The sequence below is a fragment of the Helicovermis profundi genome, assembly GCF_033097505.1.
Classification (GTDB): domain Bacteria; phylum Bacillota; class Clostridia; order Peptostreptococcales; family Acidaminobacteraceae; genus Helicovermis; species Helicovermis profundi.
Genome location: NZ_AP028654.1, coordinates 91818 through 112776, shown reverse-complemented (window position 1 = coordinate 112776; position 20959 = coordinate 91818). Strand labels below are relative to the sequence as shown.

Annotated in this window: 5 protein-coding genes; all 5 read right to left on the bottom strand. The window is 29.7% G+C overall.

What is annotated here, in order from left to right; all coding sequences use genetic code 11:
- Positions 1–15: 15 nt before the first annotated feature.
- Entirely contained in the window at positions 16–8286 is an 8271-nt protein-coding gene (locus AACH12_RS00490) for a collagen binding domain-containing protein (RefSeq protein WP_338536133.1), read from the bottom strand.
- 537 nt (positions 8287–8823) lie between these two features.
- On the bottom strand, positions 8824–9021 hold the full coding sequence (locus AACH12_RS00485) for a cold shock domain-containing protein (RefSeq protein WP_338536132.1): 198 nt from the start codon (positions 9019–9021) through the stop codon (positions 8824–8826).
- Positions 9022–9247: 226 nt separating this feature from the next.
- A complete protein-coding gene (locus AACH12_RS00480) occupies positions 9248–10879 on the bottom strand; it encodes an S-layer homology domain-containing protein (RefSeq protein ID WP_338536131.1) in 1632 nt (543 codons plus the stop codon).
- Positions 10872–13868 (bottom strand): S-layer homology domain-containing protein, encoded by a 2997-nt coding sequence (locus tag AACH12_RS00475; RefSeq protein ID WP_338536130.1) that lies wholly within the window; start codon positions 13866–13868, stop codon positions 10872–10874. Before AACH12_RS00475 ends, AACH12_RS00480 begins: the two co-directional genes overlap by 8 nt.
- Before the next feature lie 11 nt (positions 13869–13879).
- The gene (locus AACH12_RS00470) at positions 13880–20701 is read right to left on the bottom strand and encodes an IPT/TIG domain-containing protein (RefSeq protein WP_338536129.1); all 6822 of its coding nucleotides are present in this window, start codon (positions 20699–20701) and stop codon (positions 13880–13882) included.
- Between the last annotated feature and the right edge of the window lie 258 nt (positions 20702–20959).

Sequence of the window (20959 nt, the reverse complement as noted above, 5' to 3'; positions counted from 1 at the left end):
ATTGCATCAAGTTTTCTAATTGTTTAATAACGTACTTATATCAATATTCCAGCTAGTACTTAAATTTGTTCCTGTATCATAATTCATAGTAACACCGCTTAGATTAAAGGCTCCATCTTTACCACTTAACCCTACTAGTGTCCATGTTGTTCCTGCATCTAATTTTAATGTGAATTGTCCATTTTCATCTGTTTGAATTTTCTTTTCTACAAATACACCATTAACAGTTGAGCTAAATTTTACCCACATTTTTTCACTATATGCAGTTTGTTGATTCATTAAACTACCGCTGACTATAACTTTTCCTGTTTCTTCTCCAAGATTTATTGGAACTACAGTTGTCCCATTAACCGTAAATTCTTCTTCTAATTCAGCTCCTCCAACAGCAGTTCCAAAAAATGCAACTTTGTAATCGCCATCGAGTAGAGATGAGTTAAAAGTAAATGTACCATTGGTTGAAGAAACAAATTCAACTGGCATAAATTGTTTTTCACCGTCTATAGTCTGGTAAACATCTAACCAAGCTTCAACATTTGCTCCTTGCTGAGGAATCATTGAAGTTGGTACATTTAAAATATTAAATGTTACATTTGGTCCACGTTTTTTAATTTCTAAATTATAAGTTTCATTTCCTACAATTGTTATTTCAGTATTCGGTCTAAAGAATAAACCTTGACCTGCTACACCAATTACTCTGTAAGTACCACCAGAAGGCAATGATATTGCAAATTCTCCATTTTCATTAGTTTCTGTCCACCTTGTATGTTGCCAATAAATATTTGCCCACTCATCATAGCCTTGTTCATTATCCGAAATTTCTAATCCATCCAAAGTGACTTGTTTATTATTTGTAAATCTAGCAAATCCAATTCTCGCATTAGAAACAACATCATCTACACCATCATTGTCGATATCGCCATAAACGATTCCTGAAATATTCGGAGTAGGCGGTGCAAGAACCAATTGATTATTTACATCGAGATTCGTTGAATCAGTTACTAAATTCAAAGCAGAATCAATGGTAAATTGAACATTTGAATTATAATAAAAATTATTTGAACCAACTTCAACTACCTTATAATTTCCTTGTTCAAGATTTAATGCAAAATAATATTTTCCATCATCATGGAGTTTATATTCTGACCAAATTGCTTTTTCAAAATCATTTTCTCCTGCATCTGCTGGTTTAATTGTAATCCAAGCTCTACCAAAGAAGCTGTTACCTGATTTATCTTTTACAATACCTTTCAAGTTAGGTGCTGGTGGGAATATAGTTGCTTGTCCATCAGTAATAATATTGGATATCGTTGACGTTACATTTCCACTAGTAACCTTAATAGGAATATTAACTTTGTTCCAGAAATTGTAATTTCCCATTTCTACAATATTATAATCTCCATCATCTAATTTTGATTCAAAGTTACCTTCTCTGTCAGTATTAATCCAAACAATGTTTTTCCAATCATTTTCTTCAACATCTTTAGGAACTACCTTAAACCATCCTAATTTAAGCAATTTAGTTTTAGCTTCGTCGCTATATACTAGACCTTTAAAGTTAGGAAGATCTGGTTTAATAATTAATTTACCATTTTCAGTATGTCCATTTGAAACTAATTGGCCTCCAGAAACTGTAAAGACTATTTCAGGAGTCATTCTAAAGTTATTCATACCTACTTCTGTAATAATATATTTTCCATCATCAAGCATTAATTTGAATAAACCATTTTCGTCTGTTTCTGTCCAAATTGATTTATCCCAATGATCCCAATCAACACCATATTCATCAGTTTTAGAATCCAATAATTCGTATGGCCAAATTGAAATCCAAGCTTTTTTGATTTGTGCATAATCGCCTACATTTGGTGTACTTTGATAAATAAAATCATCTAAATTATTATTATCATAATCTTTAAATATTTTAAATACTTCACCAACCACATTCGGTTCAAGCGAAATAGTTGATAACGGATTGCCTAGTGAATCTGCTAATACTCCGTTAACAATTTTAAAATTATATCCTAAAGGTGACCATTTTCCATTAACCCAATTAGTACCTTGCCAGTAACCTTCAGTATTATAACCTTCAATTCTATAATCGCCATCTTCTTTTAATTTCAAACTGAATGTACCATCATCATTCGTTTTTGTTCCAAACATACGATTAATAGTCCAATCATTATAATCAACATCTGTTCTTTGAATATTAACCCATGCTTTTCCTACACCTACTCCATTTTCAGTAATAGAACCTGTCACATTCGGAGTATATCCAAGAGTTAATGTGTAAGAACCATTAGCATAAACTAAACCTTCTCCAGTTGATGCACTAGCTGAAAGAGAAATAGGTTCGTCTATTTGAAGATCTAAATTATATCCATTAATATTGTCAAATTTATAATCTCCATCATCTAAATATGAGTAGAAATAAATATTACCATCTGTTTCATATTTACCTTCAAGTCCTACTCCAAATTCCCAAGGATTATTTTTATATCTATCGAATTCTTTATCCGATTTACTTGGCTCTCCATCTTCTGTTGGTGGATTAGTCGTATCATATAAATTTTGAAAATCTGTTTCATTTAGTACAGGTGTAATATTTGCATGATAATTATTATCATTTTCATTAGAAGGAATATTTCCTGATGTTACTACACCTTCAACCACTACTTTAAGATTTGGAGCTAATACTAAATCACTTGAATTACTACCAACTGTAATTTTTTTATTTATTGTCATTCTATGTTGTTTAGAAACTATATTTCCATCTACTGTTTCTTCTGTTTCATACCATAATTCTCTAATTATATAAGTTTTACCATCTTCTAAAGACATTCCAAAAGAACCAGTTTCATCAATTTCAGTTCCTAATCTTTGATTAAAATCATCTTGTTGATATTCTAATTCAACACGTCCATTTCTTAAATTAGATATTGTTAAGTTCCCAAATCCTTTAACCACTCCATTAAAGTTTGGTTTTGGTGGAACAATATAATTAGTTGTTCCAGACCCTATAGTAATATCTATAGCTTCTGCGAATTCATAATACCTTCGAGGTGTTCCAACTCCAACCACTTCATAATTTTTCGTTTCATCAAGAGTCTCGGCAAAAGAACCGTCATTATTTACCTCAACCCATTTTTCATACATCCATGGACTAATATTCAATAACTCCTTATCGATCCCTTTTTCTCTTAATTGCATATAATTTTTTTGATTTTCATCAGTTCCACCATCATATGGTATACCAGTGTCTGCTTGATATACAGAGTCAATAAAAGTTGCGCTTCTAAATAAATAACCAGTAAAATTTGGTGGTGTTTGGCCAATATTCTTTGGCATAGTCCAAGGATTAAAGGTTACTGGATCTACAAGCACATATTTTCCTTCTATTAATTTAACATCAAATCTTTTATTAATTTCAAACCATGAACCTCTTTCATTACCACTAGCACCTTCAATCATATATTGACCTTCATTTGTTAGGGCAATTTCAAAGTTACCATTACTGTCAATTTGAGCACCGAACCATTCATCATTTGCTCCATCAGTTCCTATTTTCCTAATATCAAAATGACCATCTGTTAATAATGCTGCATCAATTTCTTCACTAGTACCAACAGGTTCACCATTTGATCCCACTACTAAATTATATATTTTACCTCTAAAATTAGGTTTTGTAATAACTAAATTATAAACTTTTTTATTTGAACCATTATTAGTAGTCAACACTTCAAATGTCGGCTTATTATCTCCACTTCCAGCTTCATACCATTTTTCTTTATACGAATAACCATGCAATTTAATATTATTATTTCCATCTGTATGATTAGAAACATCAATATTAAAATATGCATTACCACTAGCATTAGTCATTTGAGAAAACCACATATTACTATCCATATCTTCTATTTCTATTCTATAGCCCTCCATTGGAGCACCATCTTCGTCTTTTACTTGGATTGTTGTATTATACTGAGATCCAAGATCAATTTCAAAGGTCGAATCACTTGGAATAGAAAAATTATAATTTGAATAATTAGCTTCAGGTACATCATACCAAAGTGGACCAGAATTAAATCTTCTAATGCCATAATTACCATCAGGTAAATAAAGCTCAATTTGAGCCGTTCTAGTAGGTACTTGAATCCAATCCCTAAACTCTCCTTGACCCTCTACGTCTGGAATAACTTCAATTTCTACACTACTCCACTCTCCATCACTTATAGGATCACCATCAACCGTGTAGTTTAACACCATGTTTGGAGAAGGCATATTGATTGTACCAAGATTTTGCACAGTGTACGTTCCGTTTGCCATATCTATTGTGTTTTGCTCAGTAATTGCAAAAGCACCTGCTCCATTTAAAAGAAATAGTTTACCTGCACCATTATAATCCCAATCGGTACGAACTACTTTAATTTTGTAATTGCCAACTTCTTTAACTGTAAGTGAGAAATATCCACTATCATCAGTTAAAGCATTGAAGAAAATTCCGTTATCGCTGATTACCTCAACCCACGCTCTTGAAACAGGCACAGCTTCAGCTACATCTCCACTTGTTTTAATATAACCTTGGACTGTTGGTGGAGGAAATACAACATTATCTATAGAAGTCGCTCCTGAAGACGGAACTACAAAACTATAACTTTTTTGTCCTGCATTTAAATCGCTTCCATTAACTGACAATGGAGTAACTATATCGTCACCTGAAAATTTTCCTAATAATTCATACGAACCGGGTCTTAAATGAATATCAAAACTTCCAGATCCATCTGTTTTAATTTCTTTAATATAAAACTGTTTTATTATGTCCATTAATTTCCATCTATCTTCATGATTATTTGGATCAGTTGCATTTATAAAATCTTGTAAATGCGCTGAATCAATTAAAACAATCGTTTCTTTATATTTCATGTCTCCCAAGCGCACAACATTTCCAGTAACATTACTTTCAGGAATACTAATGTTCATATTTGTACTTTCTTTACTACTAGCAATATTTATATTAATAATAAAATCTAACTTTTTGACCGTCTTTCTGCCATTATCATCAATAATTGCCATTTGATAAGCTAGATACTCACCAGGATAAATATGCGTAGTAAATTTACCATTTTTGTTAGTCTTCACATTTACAATTTCTTGGTAATAATCATTAGCAGTATCTGTACTAACCACAGGAATTTTTTGAATTGGAACTAACGACAATTCAGTATTTACAACAAAATTACCATCAGCATCAACTATATATCCAATAATATCACTTGACATATCAAGCGGCATAATTCTTTCTTCAACTAATTTATTTCCAAGATTATCTGATAGTCCATAGACAAAGATACTTGCACCAGTCGTTACTTGACTTGGAGTAAGTTCCAAAGGAGTATCCATATTAACATTAATCGCCCCTGAAGTCGTTACACTAATTGCTCCTGAAGTTGTCACATTAATATTTTTTTCAATTGTTTGAATCTGAGAAGAATCATCAAGTATTCTAAAATTCACAGATACTAGTCCAATTTGTTTCCCATTCAAAACTAAATTTTCATCCTTTTTATAAAAGTCAATTTTATCATTTTGATTTTGTTTTACTGCGCCAAGGAATGCTAAGGAATATCCCCTTGGAATAAATTCATCAAAATAGAGTTTAATATCTTGAAAAGGATCATTATCATTACGGAAACTAGGTCTGTACCACTGAACATCAACAGGAAGTATACTCGTTAATACATTCTTATCATCATATACTGCAAAATATTTACTAAAATTTGCTTTCATATCAGCAAGATCTACTTCATCGTTTAAGTTAATAGCAAATTTATAATAATCCACTCCATCAATAGTTTCTTTTCCATCAAAATAATCCATATTAGGGTTAGGCGGGCTATTATCAATTCTTAAATTTCCCCCAAATATCTTACTTGCATTTAAGCTAAGTTCTGAGTCTGTATAAATTAATTTTGTACTTACTTGGTCATAGTCCATAAGTTCATTATAAGTATTAGAGAAATCAGGATTTTCCGAAAAATGAATTCTCGTTACTTGTCTTGTATTATCCCCATCGACTATCTCAATATTTTCTGAAGTACTTGCTAAATACTCAGCTATTTTAACCGTTTGACTTACACCTTCAACAACTATATTTTTTTCAATCTCAACTTTCAACTTTGAAAGGTTTATTTCACTTCTAGGAAAATCAATATAAATATCTGTTTGATCTAAACCAATTTTTTGATTTTCCATATTTACATTTCCATCATTAAAGAAGTTTTCTATTACTGTGTTATCAGGTTTCCAAGTAAACGTTTTAGTATATTCCTGAGCGTTTATTGTTTTAGATAAGACAATTGAGTTGCTTGCAAATATATTTACAGGAATTTGCCAGTAGTCTTGATTCATATCTATGGTATCTGGAACACCAGTAAAATTATTATCATTCTTATTAATAAAACTAAAATTCTTACTATAATTTCCATCACCTTGATTTTGCATCTTAATTATAAAGTCCGTAGCAGTACTATCATAAGTTGATCTACCTTCAATGATTATTTGCGGAGAATCTTGTACACCAGTATTATTAAAATCAAATTTCAAATCATTTTGATTTCCATAATAAAATCCAGTAAATGGCGGAGTCAATGTTTCAAACTCAAACATAGGATTTACATACATACTCTCACTGTATTTATCAAAAACTTTATAAGCTACTAAATTACCAGTTGAATCATAAGCATTTAAATACAAATTCGCATTTTCATGACTTTGATTAAAATATTCTCTAAATTCATCCCTAAGATTTATAGAGCTATCTTTATTTTCGATAACAACAATTGCTGGACCAGTTATTACAGAGCTACCTAAATCAATAGGATAATAAAGGCCATTAAAATTTGCCTCACTAAGAGGTGAAACATCTGCTAAATTAACGTTGCCTACTGAAATATCCAAAGGCTTTGTAGGTAAATTTAATTGTGAATTAGGATCAGCATCAATTGCTAATTTTAACGACTTAATTGTAGTAAAGTTTGTTAAATCACCTAATTCAACCCTCATAATATTTGAACCAATCATTTGAACTGTACTGTCTACATTAAATTCTTCAATAGGAGGATTACTATCAGCATTTACCGCATTAGTAAAAGTGGTTTTACCTCTTGCCAAGTCATTCCAAGAATTATCTGCTATATTAATATTTAAATTAGGATCTCCTGTAGCATATACAGATGACATAATTCCATTAACAATTTCATTTATTTGTTTTCCTGTAAAAACAATTCTATAAGTTTCATTATATTTAATTATATTTTGATCATCAGGATTAAACTCTAAGTTCATCTCAAGAATATTTGTATTATTGTCTTGTGTATTAGTATTATTATCACTATAAACATCCCTAAATTGACCCCAAAAATTTTGTACATTGATTTGAGTACTTGTTGAAAGATCAATCAATTTCACATTGTATTTTTGAAGTATATCTTCTAAATAACCCGAATTATCTCCAAAAATCACTTTAGGAACTATGCTTCCACCTAATCTTAAACTAAGTTTTGACACGCCTGCATAATAAAGCTCACCTGAAGGCGCATTTGTAGTTTTAAATTCAATATAAGATTGATTGTCTTGATCTACACCATACGAAATATTAATTATTGAATCATCAATCGATCCACTAGGTCCTTGTCCACCAGGAACAAGCGTCGATTCAAAGTTTGTTTTTGCAGTTGCTAGATTAGAAACCGCATTTACAACATCCTCAGATTTAGCAAATAAATCTTCTTTAACGTTCATAGCATCATCAATCGCCGTTTGAAAAGCAGCTTTTGAACCAATACCATAATCTCCAGGATTAGTTCCTTCTACTGCAGCTGTTATCAGATTTACTGCATTATCTAAATCAGATGAAATCGTAGACTTGTCAGCTTCATTAACTGCATTTTTAAAACTAGTGAAACCATTATCCAGTTGATTTAATAAATTTGTTTCATCTGTAACGGAAATTGCTCCCTGCGATGTTGTAGCAGTGACTTTTCCATTTTCAACCGAAGTTACTACACTTTGAAAATCATCAATTGCAACTTGACTAACTTGTCCTACTCCGCTACCTATCGCTCCATTATTTGTATCATTTACCCATGTAAGCATTTGGTTTGATTTTGCTAATGACTCGCTTAAAGATGGTGATCCTGCATCTTCTCCAAATGTTATAGGGGCTATTGGGACAAGTGTCACAATTAATATTAATACCATCATTCGTGACAAATATCGATTTTTTGATTTCATCTGATTACCTCCTTTACATATAATTTATTTTTTAACAAAATAAATAAATCTCTTAACCTTAAAGCTTCATAAATCTTTTATATTATTGATACCTCCTTTTTCAAAATACTATTTATGTTTCGTTAAACCATTATTACCCAATATATAAAATTAAAATCAATTTATTTATACTAAGGTTAATTTTATTTAAAAATGAAAAGAAAAATGAGTCTTAATTTGATAAAAATAATCAAATTAAAACCCATTAAGTTCTAAAAGTAAATCACCCTTCACCTTCGGTGATTTCACACTCCCATTTACTGCGGTGCGACCCAAATCACCTTCGGTGATTTCACACTCCCATTTACTGCGGTGCGACCCAAATCACCTTCGGTGATTTCACACTCCCATTTACTGCGGTGCGACCTAAATCACCTTCGGTGATTTAGGTCACGGGCTTTTAGCCCTATGATAAAAACAAAAAAAAGGCTAAATAATGAGCAAGCTCATATTTAGCCTTTTTTTGTTTTATCGCACCGCTTATATTATTCGCGAATATTATAAAGAGTTTACGTTTTCTGCTTGAGGGCCTTTAGCGCCATCAACTACGTCAAATTCTACTTTTTCGCCTTCTTCTAGTGTTTTAAAACCATCTTTGTTGATTTGAGAAAAATGTACGAATACATCATTTCCGTCTTCAGCTGTAATAAAACCAAATCCTTTTTCTGCATTAAACCATTTTACTGTACCATTCATAGTATGTTCCTCCGAAATTTTTATTTCTTTAATTCTTGGTAAATACTTTTTTTAATAAAAATTCCTAAAATACATCATCTACCAGGCAGCGTAAGCTACAAAGATAGTATCAAGAAAATTCTTTAACAAATACTTTACTAATGAATCAAAGTTCAATTTAATTGTACCATATGCTAAAAATAATGCAAGTAATTTTAAGGCTAAAATGTCTATTAATACATCTGTTTTAATATCTACTCATAACCTTCTCTCTGTAATCAGAAGTAATATTATCCTTTAAATGGTTAATAAAATTTTTAATTAAAACAGATGCTTCTCCTTTAGTAATTTCACCATTTGCTCTTATTGTTTCATCTTGATACCCAGAAACAAGCCCTATTTCATTAGCAATATATATAGCATCTTTTGACCAAAGTGGAATATCTGCGTCATCTTTAAATTTAGTCTTATATGGTGGTTTAGGAGCAATATCAGAAAGTCCAAGTGCATTTACCATTATCGTTATCGCTTGCGCTCTTGTAAGAGAACGATATGGTTTAAAAAACTCTCCTGAATTACCCATTCCATGCATTATTCCTTTTTCTTTAACATATGATGTATAAAAAGAATCTTTAGAATTTAGATCAATATCATCAAAATTATCAGGTTTAACAGCAGTAGGCCTTTTAAGTAAAATTAACTTTTGCTTAAGTTTGGCTTCATCATCTAAATAATTTAAATCATCCGTTATAGCCCTAACAATTTCTTTTGCAAATTCAATTCTTGAAATAGGTAAATCAGCCATAAAATAATTTGGAATTACATCATATATGCCAATTGAAGCTAAAAGAAAAATATTATTTTCAGCCCAATACCCTCCAATATCTTTTATTTTAGGAACAATTTTACTTGTAGTATCTAAAGTTATATCTTTTCTAATACTATTTTCCAAAGAATTTCTTTTTAAATCATTAAAACTACCACCACTTACTAATGTAGGTAAATTACATTTATAGCTTAATAAATTTATTTCTGAATCAGTTTGAATATAATTTTTTCTAAAACTTATATTTTGAGGATCAGTACCTTGAAGTAAAAAATCCACTTTTTTTGTTGAAGACATTTTTAGCGTTGCATTTCCTGTCCATTTCAAATATTTTGATGAAGATGCATTAGTTGAATCATAATTAGGATTTAAATATTCATACTCAAGCTTCTCATTTAATATTTCTGTTTCTTGATTTCCCCATTTGTGTTTATATCCTACTAAAGATTTTGTATTTGTTTCAATAGTAAACTTACCTTTATTGCTTATAGCATCACCATTCTTATAAAAAATTCGTTTAGAATATACATTTCCAGAAAAATAATCTACTGCAGGCGTATTATCTGTTATTTTTGATTTATCAAATAAAAAACTTCCAAGCGAAAATGTATCTGAACCAACACTATAATTTTCATCAAACTTTGTCATATCAATTTTCGTTATTGTTTGATTATTAGCTTTATCAATAGTTTTTGTAACTAAGTAAGTTATTTTTCTTGATAGGACTATTTTTTTTTCAGTATTTTGTGCAGAATAAGTATAACTCATATTATAACTTAAAGGTGATTTATCCACTGGCGGAATAGTTACTGTGCCTTTAAGAATAACTGGCTCACCCGTTATAAAAGTAACTTCTTCGTATTCAAAAACACCAACCTTTAACTGAGGGTCACCTGTAATTCCACCGTAGGAACCTGCAATTTCTCCAAATGAAGCAAAAGACATGATTATTAAGGCTATAAATACTAAATTTATACTAATTATTCTTTTTATATGTTTCTCCATACTAATCACGCCTTTATCACTATTTTTAAAATATACTTTCCTATTCAACAACTATTACAAGTCCTTTTTCTTTACTTCTCATAATATATACATAGTCTGTTGGTTTTAAATCTTCATAACTTACAACCTTACCATTTTTAATAATAATAGCACTGTCGTATTCAACATATTTATCAACTGGATTTTGAACCCACATACCTTTTACATCAATCCAATCTAGCGCATCTGTAAGTTTCACTCTATTTGTTTCTGATTGAACTTCATCAATTATTCCTCTTGATAATACAAATGATTCAACTGTTTTTTCAATTTCATCTTTTATATCGCTTTCATATTTTAATTTATCATCTATATTTTGATCTTTCATAAGCCCTTTTTGTCTTATATTTAATCCTATGACTTGTCCTTTTTCATCAGTAACTACAACCCCATAATATCTTTTATACTTTAATCCCTCCGAAGAATTTATATCTTCAGTCTCTTTTTTAGCATATTTATCATGGAAAAAATCTAAAAACGTTATTTCTTTATTTTTAGTAAGATCTTTAATATATGAATCATTATTAAAATAAAAATTTTGAGATTTGCTTTCTTTAATCGATTCCCATACATTATCACTTATAGTAGCATTATTGGTCATATTAAAATACCCTGCATGAACTTCTTCAATACTCCCAATATATATGTTTTCAAAAGCATCATCACCTTTTGAATTTATCTTTACAATATTAGCATAATTATTATTATAACTATTAAATCCCGCTACAATAAAAGCATCTGATTTTGCTTTTAATTTTTCAGCTTTAAGAATTCTACTATCTTTTAGAACTATCGTTCCATCGTCAATCTTAAAATTAATTTGATTATTTAACTCCATTTCACCAATATTTTTATCAATAATATTAATTTTATCGTAATAAAATCTTTCTCCTCCAGACTTTATATTCATTTTAATCCCTATTTCTTTACCAAAGGAATTTTCTACTACTATATAAACATCTGAACCCTTATAAATTTTAGATAATTCACCTACATTAATTTTACTACCATTAATGTATATTTCTGCATCTTTTTTTAATTTTAAATCTTTAGAATAATTATCCGAATTCACCCAATCTTTATTTTTAAGATACTGAGTACGGTTTATAGTAATCGTATTTGTAATTTCATTTACGTCAGAAAGCCTTCCTTTATAGACTTGTTTTATAATTCTTTCAGCTGCTTCTACCACTATTAAAGAAGCTTTGTTTGAATATATATCATCAAAATAAACCTTAATCTTATCTCCTTCTTTTAACGCTCTTGAAGAAATGACTGTTCCATTTTTTACTATTGGAATGTTTTTTGAAATAACAAAATGGTTTTTTTCTCCAGAGGAAAGTTCAACCGATATACTATCTGGATAAAGATAGTATATTGTCCCAAATCTAACTTTACCATATTTAGGAATATAACCAGGATTTTCAATAAATTCATCACTAACAATTTTCGAAATACTACCATTCGTTAATGTTAATACTACATCTTCACCGTACTGCAAATCCATAACTTCTCCGTAATTATTATTAATCATTGTAAGTACATTTTTAGAAACTCTATAATCAACAATATTATCATCATAATCCAATAAAGATAGAGTTATTTCTTTAGTTGTAGGCTCTTGATATAAATGCCTAATAGTTCCACTTATTTTTTTAGACTCAATTTTTTTTATAGCTATATATACAACTTTATTATCTTTAACTAGATATTCAATATCGTCTCCCGATTTAAGTAAACTTGTTCCGCCAAATTTACCATCTCTATAAACCACGGCATCTTTTTTAATATGCGTTTGTAAATCAGTACTGATAAGTAAATCCATAATCTGTCCATCAAAATTTTTAATTCTAAATCTTTCTTTATTCATAAATTTATTAGCTTCTAGAACTTTTTCGAATGAAATATTTGAAATAGTACCATAATATTTTTTTAAAGTATTATCCATTGTTAAATCTTTATTGATTTTACTAATCAAACTCTCATCTTTTATAACTTCTATAAAATGTACTTCTTTATTCAATAAAGTGTATTCAATTAAATCTCCAACCGCAATATTACTTGAATCTGAAACAATACCATTTTTATATGATACAAAATCTGATTTTTGTCTTGTTTTAGGATTATAACTTGTTTTTATATTTGAAAATGTTCCATCAATATTTCTTACAGTTATTTCTCGGTTTTTCACATTGTTATTATTATTCATTTTATCGTAATTTTGTATATCTAAAACTACTGCAAATTTCGACTCAGAAGATAAAAGATTACTTGCAAATGGAAGTGCATTATCAATAACATAAGCAAGCATACCTCGATTTAAATTTCCTTTAGGATTAAAACTTCCATCTCCATTTCCGATCATTATATTATTTCTAACAATAGATTCTAACATACTTCTATTACTAGGAGATATTTGCTCAAAATCGCTAAATGCGTATACATTTGTTAATCCATCGGTTGCAGGAGTTATACCAATAGCACGTCCTAGCCAAAGAGCAAAATTTTCCCTAGTAACAGGTACATTATTATCCCTTGTTTCATTTGCTAAAACTATCCCAAGTGTTTGAGCCTCATTAAGATATTCTTGATTAAAAATTCTTCTTATACCATCCATATTCATACCAGTAGTTTGTGGAAGTGCTCTTGTTTCAACAGCAGATCCTCTTCCACTCAATCTAACTAAGGCACCCAAAGCTTCATACCCTGTAACATCTGTAGATGGATAATAATTATTATCTCCAAACTTTTTTATTACATCAAGTGAAGCTAATTTTGTAATATCTTTTTCATATACATTAGAATCAATATCATTAAAATATGAATTCTTTAGAATCTCTATACCTTTACCATAACTTTTTACATCTGTTTTTGAAGCAGAAGCATCAAAAGGGGTTAATTCATTAGTTTTAACAAGTAAATCTTCTGTAGCAAAAGATAAATTACTAAAAATAAGCATTAATATTAAAACTATCATAATAAATCTATTAAACTTCATATTATCCCTCCTTATCTTCTACTTATTAGTAATATATACATACCGGGTTTATCAATCTTTGCAGTAACTTTGTTATTAATTTCATCTATATTCGAATTTACTTTAGTCCAATTATCATTATTTGAATCAAAATTAAATAGAGCTAATTTACTTTTTTCTGATGGCATAACAGCTAAATCTGTATATGTTAGTTCAAGAAATACACTTCCATTTACACTATTTAATAGTTTTACATCCCCATCATTTAAAGCTGCAAAATTCAATTGATATACTTTTGAAGCAATTTTATATCCACGTGGTATTGTACCTTTTGCCATTTGACTATAATATGAGGCTATTAAAGAATTTGTAATCTTACCATATCCACTTGTATCAGAAACAATTTGTCTGAATTCAGTAGTATTTAAATTTATCGGCATAAATTGCATTTTAGAATCACCATAATCTACTGTTATAAGTGAATTGTCGCTTACTACTCTTTCATAAGGTACTAAAATATCTCGCGTAGGATATTTATCAATAGGATACTCTGTTAAACTAATAAATATATCATCCCTTTTCTTAGGATTCAAGTCTACCTCAACACTTTTATTATTTACGATTTTTTTATAATCTTTATCTAGTGGTACACCTATATCTCCATCTTCATCTTTGGGACTGATACTTTCTATATCATCTAAAGTAATATAACTTATATATGCTGTATTCGACCAATTTGAAGGTCCATATTTATTTACAGCCTTTATAACAAACCAGAGTTTATCATACTTACGTCTTTTTTCATATCCAGGAATACTAGTAATTTTAAAAGTGTTTCTTTCAGTTACATCAATTAGTTTAAAATCTCTATATCCATTATAAGCTAAAGCTGAATTATTTTTATTACCTAAATAATAGTAAATTTCATAGTATTCACTATTTGCCGCAGTATAATCATAAAGCTCTACATATCTATCTTCAACTATTCGTGCTTTTAGACCTGTAGGATCTGATGGAATAGGTTCACTATATTTAATTTCTGCACTAGTATTTGAAATTCCTTTATCTTGATTTATAACTGTAACAAAAACATCACCTTCAAGAATATGCTCAGGAGTTGTAACTAATAATGTTTTTTTATCTATATATTCAACATTTGTTGCAAGCGTTCCATTTTCAATTATATAATTTTTATCATCTACATATAAACCTGATTCACCCGTTGAAAGATCATCTGTTTTTATTGACCTTGTGCCACCAAAAATAACCTTTGGATTTTCATAAAATTCACTACCTTGAATCCTAATCTTCTCTCCACCTTCTATGGATATTCTATTAATTATTTCACTTCCATCCTCAGTTAAAAATTGATTTTCTACCGTTGGATTTGATATAATTTTAAGTCCCTTTTCTTTTGAAGCTATACCAAAATCGGTATTTAAAACTTGAATTGTTTTTTCACCTAATGTAAGGCCTGTTGGAAGTTTAAATTTGATAATACTGCCTCTTTCTTCTATTGATAAATCAGATACCGGAACTCCACCTTTCGAACCAATAATCACTATAGCCCCACTTCTAAAATCTGAACCTGTAATAGTTATTTGGTTTCCTCCAGCCACACTTGTTTCTTCAGGGTATACTGTAACAATTTTAGGGATAGAAAGTGGTTTTCTATATACAAAATAAAACGGAATTGTTTTATCTTCATAATTAGGTCCAATTAAATTTCCTAAAGTAGATGAATTAGCAAGACCTGAATCAGTGTTTTCTATAACTATTGGAAATTTTTGATCCTCGTCAATAGTGCTTGCTGTAGGTACTTTAGCTATAATTACATCATAAGTGACCCCATCAATAACTTTTGTAGTGACTTCTACTATATTCGCCTCTTTATTTCCAATATATGCTTTTACATCTTTTCTGAAATCAAAACCTTGAATTTCAATTTCAATCCCCCCCTGAATTGATCCCTCAATCATATAGTATTTTTTATCAGGCGACAGTTTTTCAGGCTTAACCTTAAATATTTTAGGTTCACTATCTGGATTTGTATAAGTAAAAGTTCCATCTACATTTCCGCCATCTGGGTTTGTATAGGTAAGTTTTACAGAACCAATAGTATAATATGATGGAGTTGTAACAGTAACATGACCTGTGTTATCATATTCAGATTTCGGAGAATATCCTCTTTGTACAATCATTCGTCTTCCGTCAATCTTAATTTTTACATATTCATATACATAATTTTTATAAGAGCTACCATCAGCATCTCTAAAGCCATTTGGAACATAATACTCACTCCCTGACTTTAGCATCTCAAGTGGCAAATAAACTTCAGTGTCATTATAATTATTAAATGTTCTTCTATAAATTTTACTGTTTTCTTCCACTGTCAGTATAAGCTGATTAGTTTCTCCTCTATACTCAGCTTTAAGTCCACCGCTCAAAGAAACTGATGCAATTTGATTATTTATTTGTCCATAATTAATATCACTTACTTCATAATCATCATTACCTATTTTTCCAAATCTACTTATTGTTTCAACATCAGGAATTGCTACTATAGCAGTATCATTATCGTTATAGTAACCATTAATAACAGCTTTATATAAAGATCCACCATAAATTTCTTTCTTTTCCTGACCACTTTTTTTACCCTTATTAGGAACTATTGATACAATTTGCGGTTTTGACGCCGTATATTTATATTTAATTTTATTAGTAATACCTAAATCATTATTTACAACATATAAATCTACATCGCCTTCCTTATGAGGAGGTGATATAACTTTTAAATATCCTTTTGAATATTCTACAACTTTAGCTTCATTTTCACCAAAAAAAACTTTAGGTAAAATAGGAGAATCATAATAGTATCCAAATATTTTAACACTTGGATCAATTACTTTACTTACAGCATTTGGATCCACTGAAGAAGACATTAAATCATCGAAAACTCCATTTTTATACAAGTCTTCAAATTTATCACCAATGTCATATCCATTACCACCTACAGAATCAGTATATGGTTCATAATATCTAAACTCATATCCGCTTATTTCTACTATTTCTCCACCATTTGAAGAGCCAGCAGTTGATACAACAGAGTCAATTCTCGGTGAACTAACTGGAATAATATAAGTAAATCCATCTTTTTTATATGCATTTCCACCATCATCATTTATAACTAAAATTGGAACAGTAAATCTATCTACATCATAGTCTTTTTTTAAATCTTTTAAAGTTTTCGGTACTTTTACAACAATATAGCTACCATCAATTGAAACAAAAGTATCTTCTTTTGGAACTAACTGCGAATCAATATATACTTTGGCATTATCTTCAAAATCATTTCCAGATATTTTTATATTATATCCACCATCAATAGATCCTCTATCTGGATAAATATCAGTAATAGCAGGATGTGAACTTGACTGTGAAACATAGTAAAAACCATCTTCACTAAGCTTTTTTGCAGTCTTTGTATCAGGATTCATAACAACCAAATCTTTATAGCCTTTTCCTGTAAAAAGTTTTGGTACATAAAACATAATTTGATCTTTTGTTATAACTTTTTTTCGGTTTCCTGTAATTTCTTTTGTTATGGAATCAAAAACGTAGGGAGTAATATAAGTTAAATTTAAAAGTCCAACAGTGAATACGCTATCTGTTAGCGTTACATCAAGAAGTGTTCCTTCTGTGTAAGCTACAAATTTATTATTCACATTATCATACATAATCGTATAAATAATATCTTTACCATTTGAAAGTTTAATATCTCCTTTTAAATCCTTGGTTAAAGTATAAAATGAACTTCCATCTGTTAAAATAATGCTATCATTGTAATCAGCTGAATCTATATTTTTTTTACCATCATCATCATAAGAAATTCTTACCGTTTTATTATCCATATTAATCGAGAATACTTCAGGAATCGCTTTATTTACTGTAAGTAAAGTAATTCCATCTATTTGATAGTTTGTATTTGTACCAAGGCTGTCTGTAATAGTTACGTTAGCAATGTAAACATCATCTTTATCATAGGCCTTATAAGTTCCATTTTCATATTTAATAGAATAATACACATCTTTGTAATTAGTTATTCTTGGATTGTTAAATTTATCGTTATCTAAATGGAATATTTTTGAATCTGGACCTATTACAGATGCATTCTTATAGAACTTCGAGTAGACAGCTTTTCCCGCAGATTCTGTTATTGCCTTATCTGCTAAAGGTGAAGTATAAGCTTTAAAATCAATATTCCCTGAACCATCATAATTATAGGTACTTATATCTTTTCCATCTAATAAAACTCTAGAACCAATTAATCTTAAGCCTTCATATCCAAGTGTAGAAACAGCAGTAGGATCTGGTTTTAAATAATTATCCCCATTTAATAAAACTAATGTGCCTTCTGTTCCAAGAGTAGGTGCAAATGAATATAACTCTGGGTCTTTATTAAACGATTTTACATAAGTAAAGGACTTTGTATCCATTCCACCAGATAAATTCTGTACAATAATCTGAGTTGAACCAAGTCTTCCAGAAGGTGCATCAAATTTTAAAAGTACCTTTGTACCCTCTGAATCAATGTCACGTGTTACTCCTGTCATTTCTTCACCATCTAAAAAAACTCTAACCCCATCTTGAAAATTGCTACCTGTTATAACGATTTGATCTCCACCATCAACAGTAACTATGTTGGGTATAATACTTTCTATAACTGGAATATCACTTGTTTTTACAAATGTTAAAGAATCCGTCAATATAGAAGAAGCACCATTATCATCACTACCACGCCTAGGGTTTGTAACTTGTACATTTTTAATTCCTGTATCACTCATAACAGAAGACTTAGGAAGCAATATAATAATTTTTGTACCTACATCATTTCCAGTTGTTCCATCAACTATTTTATTATTGTCATCAACTATTTTTATATCAACATTTTCTGGATTAAGACCATTCATTAATATATTTTCTTGAGTACTTGTATCATCGGCTTTCCATTTAATAATTCCTGTAACAGATCCTGATTTTTCATTTGGAAATACACCTAATTGATATCTATCAAAAAGCGTATTATCGCCATTTTTCTTTATCAAAACAGATGGATATTTTGTAATAACATCACCTGATTCATTAACAAATCTACTAACTAAAAAATTTGAACCTTTAATTACTAATTGAGTTTGATTTTGTAGAGAAGTATCCGCTGTTTTAATTTGAATCATTTCAGGCGAAACCGAATCAATTTGTGGGGTTATTGTACTTGGTACAAATTTAAAACCATCTTCTTTATTTACTATTTGTCTAAATACATATGTTTTACCTAAAGGGTCTTTAACTCCATCAGTTGCTTCAACAAGAGTAGTTTTTATATCTACAATAATATCTTTTAAAGGATCTTCAAGTGCATCGTCGATTACATCTGTTTTCACTTGAACATTGTCTGGAATACCTTTAAAAACAACAAAATTTCCTAATGTATCTTTTACAAAAGTAACTTTTTTACCAATTTGTACATTTATATTTCTTGATACCAATACTTCTTTTCCATTGTATTCATATCTATTGCCAGCGCCTACTCCGTGTCCATAGACAACATCAAGAGTAATATTACCATCGCCAGAACTATATGAATCCGAAAACGAATTCGTTGGTTTTACCAAGTCTGGAACATTCGGAGTCAAAATATTTCTACCTGATATTTGAACATTTCCACCAGTATCAGGACCTTCTGTAGGAAAAACTGTTTCAACGGAAGGTTTGTATCCTGAACCAATAACAGTAAAAGAAGCATCATTTCCATCCTTATCTTTTACTACTTGCTCTGCTATTATTTCTCCATTTAAAGTATTAGTAATCACAACATAATAATTTCTAAGTTCAAAAAAAATACTTTCAGGTACTTTAACTATAAGTCTGTCTTTACCAACAGTATTCTTTTGCACAGATACAAAACTAGCTTTATTTGTATCTTTGTAATCATCCGAACCATCTAATGCTTTTAAAAAATACACCGAATAATCTTTTGTATCATTGAAATCATCAGCATCAAAGTATACTTCATCTCCTTTAGCTCCAGTATTAGGAAACATATCAAGCCCTGTAAGTCCTACATTTTCAACAAATCTAAATGAACTTGCATATAAATACTTAACGCTTGTGTCATAATTTCCATTTACTGCATCAACTATTGTTTCATCTCTCGAAAATTGTATATTTTGATATCCCTTACTTTCAGGTGGACTAGGAGTTTCCAAAGTAATTTTATTTGCACTATCTCCTGTAGAGGAATCATAAAAAAATTCTGTAGACTGAACTCTACCAAAATTAGCTTTAACTAAAGGAGACAAACTACCTGCATTTACTTTTATTTTATCTAAATTAGTTCCTGAAAGAACTAAATCATCATTATTATCTACGTTTATATTTTTTTTATTTACACTATCTAAAGTAGGAAAACTAGATAAATTTATATCAATGTCTTTGTTCCCTATTCTTAATACACCCGTAAAATACTGGGCTTCATCGGTAGTAAAAGTATATTTTAAAAATCCAGCTTCATCGTCAACCTTCGTTCCCATAAGCTGAAGACCACCGCCTATACCTGCTTTTTCAAATCTTACAACAACTCCCTGTAAATTGGTTCCTGTAATTTCAATATATGCAGATGACGTGTTAAATCCTAAATGTTCTCTTACAAATTTAATTTTATCTACCACAACTCCATCACCAGCATCAAGTGCAAAAGATAGATCTACATTTGAAAATACTAATAAAATACTTAATAAAAACACTAATAATTTCTTAAAAAAAGCATCCCATTTATTTAACTTAAGTATATTCATATTAACCCCTTTTTACTATATTTTGTAATTAATTTTCTCTTACAAATAAGAAAGTATACTTTTACTATTGTTTAATCTATAATTTTTGTTTATTTACTTACTTTAATTTTCGTACATTTATTTGCCTTTGTTATACATTTATTTGCCTTTGTTATACATTTATTTGCCTTTGTTATACATTTATTTGCCTTTGTTACTTATATGTTAACAAAAAAGCTAGATTTCTACTTGAATATCGACAAATTTTAATATATTTTT